Source organism: Microcoleus sp. LAD1_D5, from assembly GCF_036702115.1.
Classification (GTDB): domain Bacteria; phylum Cyanobacteriota; class Cyanobacteriia; order Cyanobacteriales; family Microcoleaceae; genus Microcoleus.
Window position 1 is genome coordinate 132,243 of record NZ_JAUBSA010000005.1, and the last position, 11,800, is coordinate 144,042.

8 protein-coding genes and 1 pseudogene are annotated in these 11,800 nt (G+C 45.5%); 4 read left to right on the forward strand and 5 right to left on the reverse strand.

Annotated elements, in window-relative coordinates; genetic code table 11:
- Positions 1 to 28: 28 nt before the first annotated feature.
- Positions 29 to 574 (reverse strand): annotated as a pseudogene (locus QUA70_RS04300) (reverse transcriptase N-terminal domain-containing protein); the annotation flags it as partial.
- Between the two features lie 851 nt (positions 575 to 1,425).
- Between QUA70_RS04300 and QUA70_RS04305 the strand changes: the two are divergent.
- From QUA70_RS04305 to QUA70_RS04315, 3 genes are all read left to right on the forward strand, one after another.
- Entirely contained in the window at positions 1,426 to 1,584 is a 159-nt protein-coding gene (locus tag QUA70_RS04305; protein ID WP_332952379.1) for a ribbon-helix-helix protein, CopG family, read from the forward strand.
- Between the two features lie 10 nt (positions 1,585 to 1,594).
- A complete protein-coding gene (locus QUA70_RS04310; RefSeq protein WP_333332917.1) occupies positions 1,595 to 2,173 on the forward strand; it encodes an ACP phosphodiesterase in 579 nt (192 codons plus the stop codon).
- 96 nt (positions 2,174 to 2,269) lie between these two features.
- Complete coding sequence (locus QUA70_RS04315) at positions 2,270 to 3,160, forward strand: thermonuclease family protein (protein WP_333345207.1); 891 nt, start codon at positions 2,270 to 2,272, stop codon at positions 3,158 to 3,160.
- 147 nt (positions 3,161 to 3,307) lie between these two features.
- On the opposite strand, the gene QUA70_RS04320 is transcribed toward QUA70_RS04315, so the two are convergent.
- Positions 3,308 to 3,637, reverse strand: coding sequence for a hypothetical protein (locus QUA70_RS04320; protein WP_333410315.1), 330 nt, complete (start codon positions 3,635 to 3,637; stop codon positions 3,308 to 3,310).
- Between the two features lie 391 nt (positions 3,638 to 4,028).
- On the reverse strand, positions 4,029 to 5,948 hold the full coding sequence (locus QUA70_RS04325; RefSeq protein WP_333345209.1) for an iron uptake porin: 1,920 nt from the start codon (positions 5,946 to 5,948) through the stop codon (positions 4,029 to 4,031).
- Positions 5,949 to 6,759: 811 nt separating this feature from the next.
- Between QUA70_RS04325 and QUA70_RS04330 the strand changes: the two genes are divergently transcribed.
- On the forward strand, positions 6,760 to 7,548 hold the full coding sequence (locus tag QUA70_RS04330; RefSeq protein ID WP_333345212.1) for a class II glutamine amidotransferase: 789 nt from the start codon (positions 6,760 to 6,762) through the stop codon (positions 7,546 to 7,548).
- A gap of 43 nt (positions 7,549 to 7,591) precedes the next feature.
- Here QUA70_RS04330 and QUA70_RS04335 read toward each other — a convergent pair whose 3' ends face one another.
- Positions 7,592 to 7,879 carry a WG repeat-containing protein gene (locus QUA70_RS04335; protein ID WP_333345214.1) on the reverse strand — a complete coding sequence of 96 codons (288 nt, stop codon included), beginning with the start codon at positions 7,877 to 7,879 and terminating at the stop codon, positions 7,592 to 7,594.
- 50 nt (positions 7,880 to 7,929) lie between these two features.
- Positions 7,930 to 11,547, reverse strand: coding sequence for an urea carboxylase (uca, locus tag QUA70_RS04340; protein ID WP_333345215.1), 3,618 nt, complete (start codon positions 11,545 to 11,547; stop codon positions 7,930 to 7,932).
- Positions 11,548 to 11,800: the final 253 nt, after the last annotated feature.

Genomic DNA, 11,800 nt, shown 5'->3' on the forward strand with positions numbered 1-11,800 from the left:
CAAAGCATTTTTCGATATCGAGCTCGATAACCCGTTTCTCTATTCCGTTGCTCTTAGAGCGTAGGTTGTCGAACAGAGTTTTCTGCGCGTCATGCGCCGACCTTCCTGTTCTAAACCCATAACTCCGGGCGTGGAAGGTTGCTTCGTGTGCTGGCTCTAGCGCGTATTTTGCGAGGCATTGCCACGCTCTATCGGCGATAGTCGGTATCTTAAGGAGGCGGGTACTCCCATCCTTTTTAGGGATTGGTATTGAGCGCAACTTCTGATGTTTCCAGTTGTTGCTTTTGGCTCTGAGTTCTTCACTCAGTGCGAACCTTTCCTCAAATGTGAGTGAGGCTTTTCCGTCGATTCCCGCAGTCTTTTTGCCAGCATTCAGTTGCGTTACTTGACGTATCGCCAACATTCTTGCAGCCCGAGATTTCAGAATTAGCTTTTGGAGGGACTTCGCTTTCGGCTTGTCTCCAACCTGAATCGCTTTAAACACTCGTTTTTGTAGGCGAAATAAGTCCCTTCGGAATTTCTTCCAAGGTAACGTCTTCCAAGATTCACTAACATTGCTGCTGTGTCTAATCATGCGCTGCTCTAACTTATGTTTTCTGAACACCTCAGACCAATTACGGTCTGTCCTACCCGAACTAAGGGGATTCCGCTGCTCGTCTAGCCTACGAAAGGGTTCGACTTCCCCTTGACCCTTAGTCCGTTTTTCTTCGTTCCCTCGGTTAGATTGATTGTTCCTTTAGGTGGAGCCAATTTAACTACTGGATTCCCAGGACTCTTGCCGATATTAAATGTACAATTCGGCGGGAATAAGCTCCAGTGAAGTCGGGATTTTTGGTCTGTGACCCGCTTAGGAGTAAGTTACTTTTCTAGGCTCTGTTTCACCATTGGAACTCCCCATTAGCGCCAGTGTCACCCCACGTTGGGTGTCTGGTTGCGCCCTGTTCCCAGCTTCACTCTCCAAGAATCGAGCTTGGTCGGTGTGGGCAGATAGGGAGTCATGCCTGAGTCTGACAGAAGGGACTTGCACCCTTATCATACCGAGAGTTCAGCCTTGTGGCTGGAAACGTTATGTACGGGCTTTTACCGTGATTCACGTTCCAACGAATCGCACACTCTTTCTCCTTGTAGTTGCAACGGTACACTTGAGGGCGATTTTCGACTTTTCCGGGTTGAGTTACAGATTCTAATTCAACTCGGTAGCGATCGGCTCGTTTTTGGCACTCCTGTTTCGCTTGCTTGGGGTTATCCGCTAAAATCGGCTCGTCTCAGCGTTCTGGTTCTTTTTCTGGATCTTGAATCATAATTAAATTGCTCCTTTGTTGGACGTTCAACTTCGGGGAAGTCGTCTTGGCATGGTGCGGCAACATTCTGCCAAGGCGCATTTATCTGCTATAATTGTACTGCATTTTTCAGTATAATTGCAGTATGAGTAACAATGTTAAAGTTCTAACCATTCGACTGCCTGAAATCGAAATGCTTCGGCTGGAAGCTTATTGCGCGAACAGCGGTCGAACAAAGACCGATGTGATTCGCGAATATATTAGGAGCTTGGAAGGTGAAACTCGATCGCTCCACAAAAATTAATTGATAATCGATGAATTATTTGGCTCATCTATTCTTATCAAAAGGCACGCCAGAATCCCTGATTGGCAATCTCTTAGGAGATTTTGTCAAAGGTTCGGCAGTCAACCTATATCCCGAGGAAATTAGAAAGGGCATCGATTTGCACCGCAAAGTAGATAGCTACACGGACACTCACCCCATAGTGCGATCGAGTAAAAGCCTTGTTTGCGGCGATAGACGCAGGTTTGCTGGAGTTTTGATTGACGTGTTTTACGACCACTTCTTGGCTAAAAATTGGCTGGAATATTCAGAAATTCCGCTCCGCGATTTTTCTCAGGATGTCTATAAAATCCTGCAAGACAACCGCGATATATTACCTGAGTCTCTCCAGCGGGTGCTGCCAACAATAATTGCCCGCGACTTGCTTTCATCTTATCAGGAAATTGCCGAAATCGGCATCACTCTTACAAGAATGTCGGCGCGACTCAAACGGACAAACAACTTGGCAAGCGGCATAGAAGATTTGACCGCTAACTATCAGCGATTAGAATCAGATTTTCGAGATTTTTTCCCCGAGTTGATAAAATACGCCACAGTTGACAAATATTAATACAAACAACAAAAATTACAGTTGCTCTTGATAACGAACTCGTGTATGATTCAACCGATATCTGCATGAAATCTCAAGTGCAACAGGGTTGAAAATATGGCAACCAGAATTCCGAACTTGCAAATAACTAAAGTAGTTGACGGCGACAGCATCAAAATTTCTCTCAACGGCAAAACCGAATCTCTGCGCCTGATTTGCGTCGATACAGAAGAAAGTCATTCGGGAGGTTCCAAACCTGTAACTGCGGCGGGGAAAGCAGCTTCGGAAATGGCTAAAAAATACTTCGCCACAGCAGATGGCGGACTTGCTCAAATTGACATAGAATTTGATACAGATGACCCGATAGAAATTGCGGTGGAAAAACACCGCGATAACTACGGCCGCCTCCTTTGTTATGTGCATAAAGACGGAGAAAATTACAATCTGAAACTGATTGCAGAAGGCTGGAGTCCCTACTTTGTAAAATACGGCCGCTCCCGATTATATCACCGCCAAATGACTGAGGCAGAATCGGCGGCAAAAGCTTACAATCTGATGATTTGGAATCCGATTATCAATGCCAAAATTCCCTCTCGCAACTATGCTAATTTACTGCCTTGGTGGTCGATGCGAGCCTCGATTGTTGAAGAGTTTCGGTTGTCGGAAGCAACGGCAGGAGCGCTTTCTTTGAGGTTGCACTACCCGAAAATATTAGCTGCTTCTGAGAAAGCTAAATCTATAACTATTTTCTGCGATTTGCAGGCGGGAATTACTAAATGGATCGGTGGCAGCGCTCTAATTTATGCTGGTTCGGTGTATCATAAATTAGATTTGTGGATACCAGATGCTGAAACTGATGAAATGGCTCCCTTGAAGCGGCTAATCGAGAAGCGTTATGCGGGTGTGGGACGGGGATATGTGTATGTCAGCGGGAAGGTAGAACAGTACAAAGGGCAGCCTCAAATTGTTTTGAGGGATATCAAACAACTTTCTGATTTTCCCCGATAATATTTAAACTAGAGTTAATTTCATCAATCATTTTTACTGCATATAATGTTCTTCGGAAGTACGATCGCACAAATAGAGGGCTATCCTAAAAAAGGATCGCCCTCAATTCAGCCATGATATTCTATTTATCCAGAGATGCAGGAACATTTATTGCTGCATTGAAGGAGTATCAAAAAATCGACATCCTAATGGATTTGTGCGTGCAGATTGATTTGGAGGAGTTGTTATAGGAGGACGAGAGTTAGGAGGTGTGCTATTCAATTCTGAGACGGTAAAAGATTTAGAAATGTTAGAATTTTTCCCTATATTGCTGGCAGAAGTGTTAACAACATTTGGTGACTCGGTAATTGTAATCTCCTGTGTTGCATTTACATTTGTCGGCGATTTGACAGTGGTTTGTGCCTGGCACGGATAGGCAGTCATAGCAGAAATTACAGCAAAGCTCAGAAACCCAAGACAGCCCGTTGATTTAATCATATTTATCTAAACCTAAACTTAAAGAACTATTAGTAATGCTCCTAATAATAGATTAAGTTAGGAAAACTTATGTTTCAAGCGTATTTATGCGTATTTTTTTAAACTTACTAATTAAGTATTTGTATGTAGGAAAAAAAGATAAAAACGGGGAAATTACTACTAATTGTAAAGTTGCAGTAAAGATAGCGGGTTTTTACTGAGAAAAAATCTTAGGAAATCCCGCTGGGGTTTTAATCACTGTCTGCAGACCGAAGAACACCTTTCTCGCTTAACAGGCAGGGTGCCTGTTCCACAAAATAAAATTTTCTTGTGGGCCGTTCCTCCGGGCCGAGTTCACCAAAATTGTTTGCAATTCGCGATTTACTAAACCCGGCCCCACAGGATTAAACTCTTAAAAGGAGAATGAAGTTCTCAATACACCAACTGAGATCGGGTCGCTATCGGGAGTATGACCGGGTTGAAAAATCAAGATTAATCCAGGGGTGACGCTGATATTATCATTCACCTGCCAGCGGTAGAATACCTCTACATGAGTAGTCGTTCCGGGTTGCCCGCCCGATCGCCCTAAACCCGTATCTAAAAAATCAGGAACGTTATTGCCTGTAGGTAAATTGCTGCTGACAATTTTAGGCGGTTGCCCGATATAAATTCCTCCTAAATTTCCGGCTTTAAACAAATCGGGAAAATTTACAAAAACCATATAATTTGTAGTGGCTACCGTACCAGATTTACCAGGAATGCGAGAATTTGTATAACCAGCCCAACCTCCCATAGAAACTCGCGATGAAATGCGCCAATTTAAACTTGCTCCAACTGCATTTGTTTCCAGAGATGCGGACTTATTTGTGTTAGGATTAATAGCAGTTAATTGGCTATCCCCTGCCAAACTAATCAGATTACCGTTCGGCGAATAATCGTTAACGTAATAGATAGTAAAATCAACGGGATCGGCTGGTGTCAGAGTTAGTTGTACACCCAATGTATTGTGTCCTTGAGACCCGTTAGAACTGACAAAAAATCCGGGAATGTTAGTAGAATAAACTGCTTGCAAACTGGCTCGCTTCGCAAATTGCCAGTCAAGGCCGATGCCGCCTAAACCCAAACCAGTGTTCAAAATTGGGTTTCTTTGGGCGAAGGCAGAAAGGGGGCCGGAAGCTGCACTTTCTGCCCGATTCGGCCCTCGAAAAGCGGTAATCATGTTAACTCCTGCTGTTCCTGCAAACACTGCCAATTTGTCCCCGACCAGAAAGCGGTAGTTGAGGTCGCTGAGAGTGAATCCAGAAGTTTCGGCTAAATTATAAGCAAGGTTTACGTCTTCGGTTAATTGTGGTGAAGTGCCTCCGTTCTGGTTGTAAAAACCGATTAATAAGTTACTGCGAGGACTAAATTGAGTGGTTAAGTAGAATTGATTTAGGTTAATGGTGTTGACATTTGTACCGGGGTCTCTGGTATCTCTTTTGCCGTCTCTGGGAGTCCGATCAGCACGGTTGGCAGTGCGCCCTTGTATCCCAAAAATTGTAAATCCCGACAGCTTAGTTGTGGTCGAAAATTGATTGGCTTCTAGTTCGCTAGTTCGCGCTTCTAGCACATCCACTCTGCCTCGCATTGTGGCAATTTCTGCGGCAAATTCTTCTTGCAATTTTTGCAGTTTTATTAAGTCGTCTCGCTTAGCTAGACTTTCAGTTGATTTGGCGATGGACTCGCGGATTTTATCTAAACAAGCATTGACTCCGGCTGCAAATTCATAGCGGGTTATAGCGCGGTTTCCACGATAGGTTCCGTCGGGGTATCCAGCTATGCAGCCGTATTTTTCTACTAAGGATTGCAGGGCTTGAAATGCCCAGTCTGTGGGCTGTACGTCGCTGAGTTGGGAAACTGATGTAACTTGTTCTATTGAGTTTTCAGCAGGGTAAACTAATGGGGGATTTTCTAATTTATTTTCTTCAACTAACGGAGGTATTTCTGCCGGCTGGGTTTCGCTGGCTTCGGATATGTGAGTTTCTCTCTCACTCGCGATAGGTACAGGCGGCTCCGATGTGGGGTTTATCGGTGAAATTACATCTACATTGTGAGAAGCTTCGAGGGATTGTCGATCGAGATTACGATCAAAATTATCCGCTAGATTATTTGTCGGTACGGGTAATTGATACCATTCATTAACTGGAGGTTCTGAATTTTCACTATTTGCTGTTGTTTCAGGATCTGTCGTTTCTGCTAAGGCTGGAATGCTGAATAATGCCTGCAATCCGAATCCTAGTATTAAGCTGCTAAGGATTTTCCAAATTTGTCGATCGCACTTATGATTTTTCATATTATTTATACTTTGTGAGTTTAAGACCAAAAAAGTGAGAAAAAGCGCGATTCCCGACGGGATAGCTACGCACGCGCGTACTATTTGAGATGAAGGGCGATCGTAAATTCCATTCCTTCTCCCAAAACCCAGGAACAAGTCAAACTGCCGCCCTCGGTTTCTTCCCCTATGTGACGCCTGATTGACTATCCGGTTCCCGTTTTTTATAACAGATTTTGTAATGAAGGAAAAATCAAAAATCTGCGATATTATTTCCTCAGACATTCCTGTGCCCTTGTCTTTAATTTTAATCAAAAAATCTCGCTCTCGCTCGGATAGTTAAGTAGTAATATTAATGATGTGGGGGCGGATATAATCGAGACCCAAATACACCATTGCTTAGCTTTTTATACAGTATATATCGTCTTGTCCAGCACCATTCATAAACACCAGATTCAGTTCCCAGAGCATTTAAGCAAACTAATCTTTCCATAATTTTTGATGAGGTGAATGGCCGGCTAATTGTTATAGGCCTTCAAACGGTGCTGCCAAACCATCAAAGTCCTATCAATTCCTTCCCGGATATCGGCTAACATTTTATACTCGCTGTCTACACGGGAAAAAGTGTACAGCGATTTATCGGTTAACATCGTTCGCAGGGAAACACGAGCGATTTTTTTACCGATCGCCAAGTTTTTAACTTCAGTATCATTAAGGTTGATTAAGCCAAATATTATGTGTATTTAACCCGTTAATACTATAATATTATCACCGCAAATCTGTAGCTGCCAATAGCTGCGCGATCGATCCACACTCCAGAGACTTAAAAGCTATGTGCCAATTACTGGGAATGAACTGCAATGTTCCGACAGATATTTGCTTTTCTTTTGAGGGTTTTTCTGCAAGGGGGGGCAAAACGGACGTTCATCAAGACGGTTGGGGAATTGCTTTCTTTGAAGGTTTGGGATGTCGCCTTTTTATAGACTCTAAACCTGCGATTGCTTCTCCGGTTGCAGAAGTAGTACGTCGCTATCCCATTCATTCAACTAACGTCATTGCTCACATCCGCAAAGCTACGCAAGGCAAAATTGCTCTGGAAAACTGCCACCCTTTTATTCGGGAACTTTGGGGACGTTATTGGGTATTTGCTCACAACGGAAATCTCGAAAATTTTTATCCAGAATGTGCCGGAGTTTACAAACCGGTTGGCAAAACTGACAGCGAAAAAGCATTCTGTTTGATATTAGAAAAGCTGCGCTCTACTTTTCCTCAAAGTAAGCCTCCTTTAGGGGAAATTTACCCCGTACTGGAGGAAATCACTAAAAGTCTGGCAGAACACGGAATTTTTAACTATTTACTTTCTGATGGAGAACACTTGTTCACCCACTGTTCTACTAATCTGCATTATATTGTGCGACAAGCACCTTTTGCTAGCGCTCACTCGATCGACGAAGATGTAACTGTCGATTTTCGGGAATTGACCAACGAGGACGATCGCGTGGCTGTTATTGCTACTTTTCCGCTGACAGATAACGAAGTTTGGACGCAAATCCAGCCGGGAGAATTGCTGGTATTTCAGGATGGTTTGCCGCTCAATTCTGGGCGGCTGGAGTTAAGTTAACGAGACTTAAACAAATTTAAAGCCTAAACAAAGTCCTAACCTCCTAAATGACCAGCTTTCCAGCTTGATGGATAAAGCCAGATTTGCCATCGGGCTTGACAGCGGCTAAGCCTTCCGAAAAACTGTCGGCCGCCGAAAAGTGGGGGGCGATCGCACACTGGCCTGCTTGATTGATGTATCCCCACCCTTTTGAAGCCCTTACTGCTGCTAAACCTTCATTAAATGAGCGGGCGTTGCACAATTTGAGGATGATTCTTGTGGGGTGTCCCGCCTGCGGTGAAAATACATCGGACGAGATCAGGAACTCATCCCACAAAACAATCAAAATCATCCCGCAATTATGCAACGGCTTCTACTGTGCCCGAACTGACAACAGAGGGATTAATTCGGTTGAACAGCCGCTAAAATTTGTCCGGCTGTCACCGTTTGCCCCTTTTCACAAAACAACTGGGCAACAGTGCCCGCAACATCAGCAGTAATAGCAATTTCCATTTTCATCGCTTCCAAAATTAACAGGCGATCGCCCTCTGCAACCGCATCTCCCACATTAACCAGCACCTGCCAAACATTGGCCGAAACGTGAGCGACAACAGCCTCACAACCGATCGGCAAAGTAACCTCCGCAGCCGTTTCAGAACCCACATCCGCCGAGGATTCTGCGGCAGATTCAGCGTCAAATTCCCCGGATGCGGCCCAGCGATCGCGCTCTGCATTAAATGCGGCCTGCTGCTGCGCTTTAAATTCAGCCGCACTGCCCGCAATAGAATGCAAAAACTCATTGTATTCTCTCAAATTAAAAGTGATTTCCTCAACCTTTAATTTAAACTTCCCTTCAATAAATTCTTCCCGACAGCGGTGCAATTCCTCATGAGAAACCGGATAAAATCGGATTTGGTCAAAAAAGCGCAAAAGCCAAGGTTTACCAGACTGGAAATCCGCCGTTTGTTTGAACCGATTCCACATTTGCACCGTGCGGCCGACAAATTGATAACCTCCCGGCCCTTCCATCCCGTAAACGCACAAATACGCGCCGCCAATGCCAACTGCATTTTCAGGAGTCCAAGTGCGGGCGGGATTGTATTTAGTAGTAACCAAACGGTGACGCGGATCGAGGGGAGTTGCGACGGGCGCGCCTAAATAAACGTCTCCCAAACCCATCACTAAATAACTAGCATTAAATACAATTTCTCTGACTTGTTCGATGCTGTCAAGCCCGTTTATGCGGCGAATAAACTCAATATTGCTGGGACACCAAGGTGCATCCGATCGCACAGACTGCATATATTTTTCAATGGCCAACAGCGTCGATTCATCTTCCCAAGATAAAGGCAAGTGCACAATTCGCGCCGGCACTTCCAAATCCTCGATCGCCGGAAGTTCCGCCTCCGCCGCAATCAGCGCCTGCATTAGCTGCTGTTGCGAAATCTGGCGGCTGTCAAAGTGAATTTGGAGCGATCGCATTCCCGGCACTAATTCGATAACACCCGGCAACGGATTTGCTTTCAACTGTTCCATCAATGCGTGCGCCCGAAAACGCAAATTTAAATCCAGCACCAATGGGCCGTATTCAACTAGAATATATTTATCCCCAGCTTGACGGTAAGTAACAGCAACCTGTCCCGGAGATTCTGGAATTTCGTGCAAAATTGGAGAAGCGGAAACTGCGGGCAATTCCTCCGCATTTTCCCCAAAAACAGGCAAGCAAAAAGTAGCAATTTGCCTATTTTGTGCTAATTCCCGCTGCAAAGCTTCAGCAAAACTCAAACAGTGAAAGCGAATGCTGTCCCCCGGTTTCAGTTGCCCGATTTTCCACAATTCCGACTGCACAATAGTAGCAGGACACACAAAACCTCCCAAACTCGGGCCGTCAAGACCGAGAATTACAGGCATATCGCCCGTAAAATCGATCGTGCCGATCGCATAAGCATTATCGTGAATGTTAGACGGGTGCAAACCCGCTTCTCCTCCGTCTTGACGCGCCCAAGTGGGCTTCGGGCCGATCAGCCGAATGCCCGTCCGCGTCGAGTTGTAATGCACCTGCCATTCTGTAGAGAAAAACATTTCCATGTCTGACTCAGTAAAGAAATCCGGCGCGCCGTGAGGGCCGTACAAAACGCCGATTTCCCAATTATTGCTGTAGGTGGGAATTAGTTCCGGAGGCAAAGATAATTCCGCTTCCAGAGTTGCAGTTTGATGCAGTTTAAGCACATCTCCCGGACGCAGCGTGCGGCCCGCGTGTCCGCCAAATTTGCCCAGTACAAAAGTTGATTTGCTGCCCAAATAATCGGGGACATTAAAGCCGTGTTTGACTGCTAAATAAGTGCGGTAGCCACCGCCTTGAATGGCTTTTAGCTTGAGAATGCTGCCCGCTTTAACGGGAATTGCCGTCCAAAACGGCACCGATTCGCCGTTTAGCGTTCCCTTCATAGTTGCACCAGTTAAACTAATAACTGTATCGGCATTAAAGCGCAGAGTTGGGCCTGTAGCTGTGAATTCCAATCCTGCTGTCGATTCGGGATTTCCTACTAAACGATTTGCCGATCGAAATGCCAGATGATCCATCGGCCCAGAAGGCGGCACGCCAACATCCCAATAGCCAATCCGCCCCGGATAATCTTGAATGCTGCTGTAGGTTCCCCCATCCAATACATCGATCGTTAAAGGTGCGTATTCAAAAGAGTTTAAAAAGCGCGTGCTCAGTTCGCCTCGGTTGAATCGGGAATCGTCCAAAATCTGGCGGAGGTAATCTAAATTAGTTTCTATTCCCGCTATTTCACTGGCATCTAAAGCAGCTTTGAGTTGAGCGATCGCCTGGGTTCGATTATCCCCGCAAACGATTACTTTGGCTAGCAGCGGATCGTAAAAAGGAGTAACCTCCGTGCCGGTTTCTATCCAACTGTCGCAGCGGACGTTTTCGGGAAACGCAACTTGATTCAGCAACCCGGAACTCGGCTGAAAATTCTTGCCGGCATCTTCGGCATAAATTCGCACCTCAATTGAGTGTCCCTGCGGTTGATAGCGGTACTCTTCCAGGGGGAACAAATCTCCAGAAGCCTGTTTTACCATCCACTCAACGAGGTCGATATTGTTGACAGCTTCAGTAACGCCGTGTTCAACTTGCAAGCGCGTGTTGACTTCCAAAAAATAAAACTGTTTCGCATCGACATCAAACACAAATTCAACAGTACCGGCTGACTGGTAATTTACGGCTTTTCCCAACCGCACGGCTGCACTGTACAATTGATTTCGCTGTTCGTCGCTAATACCAGGGGCGGGGGTTTCTTCAATTACTTTTTGATTGCGCCGCTGCACCGAACAATCTCGCTCGCCCAAGGCTATGACATTGCCTTTGCCATCTCCAAAAATTTGGACTTCAATGTGTCTGGCTGTTTGAATGTATTTCTCTAAAAAAACGCCACTTTGTTTAAAATTGCTTTGACTCAAACGCTGTACTTTTTCAAATGCTTCTGCCAAATCTCGATCGCCAAAACAAGCCTGCAAACCAATGCCGCCGCCGCCTGCGGTACTTTTGAGCATCACCGGATAGCCGATCGCCCCAGCCGCTTTTTCCGCATCCTCTAAACTTGCTAAAAGTTCGCTTCCGGGAGTTAGCGGCACTTGATTTGCAGCGGCTATTTCCCGCGCGGTGTGCTTCAATCCAAAGCAGCGCAACTGACTCGGAGTCGGGCCGATAAATGCAATATTTTCGCTTGCACAAGCTTCGGCAAATTCAGCATTTTCGCTCAAAAAGCCGTAACCCGGATGGATAGCTTGAGCTTTAGTTTGGCGCGCAACTTCGAGAATGCGATCGAACCGCAAATAACTCTCGGCTGCGGCGGCTGCACCGATACAAACGGCTTCGCTGGCGGCGAAAACGTGCTTAGCGCGGGCGTCGGCTTCAGAATATACTGCTACCGAAGCAATTCCGAGGCGATCGAGTGTGCGGATAATTCGGCAGGCAATTTCACCGCGATTTGCAATCAAAACTTTGTTAAACATTTAGGTAATTGTTAAGTGGTAATTGGTAATTGTTAATGGTAATTGGTAATGGGTGTCTCTTTACATCTTGTACTATCTTGAAGAACAGGCAAGATGCCTGTTCCACAAAGAGTGAATTTTCTTGTGGGGTGGGCTTCTAGCCCGCCCCTAAAAAGATTGCGCCCCTAAAACAATCCTGAAGAACAGGCAAGATGCCTGTTCCACAAAGAGTGAATTTTCTTGTGGGGTGGGCTTCTAGCCCGCCCCTAAAAAG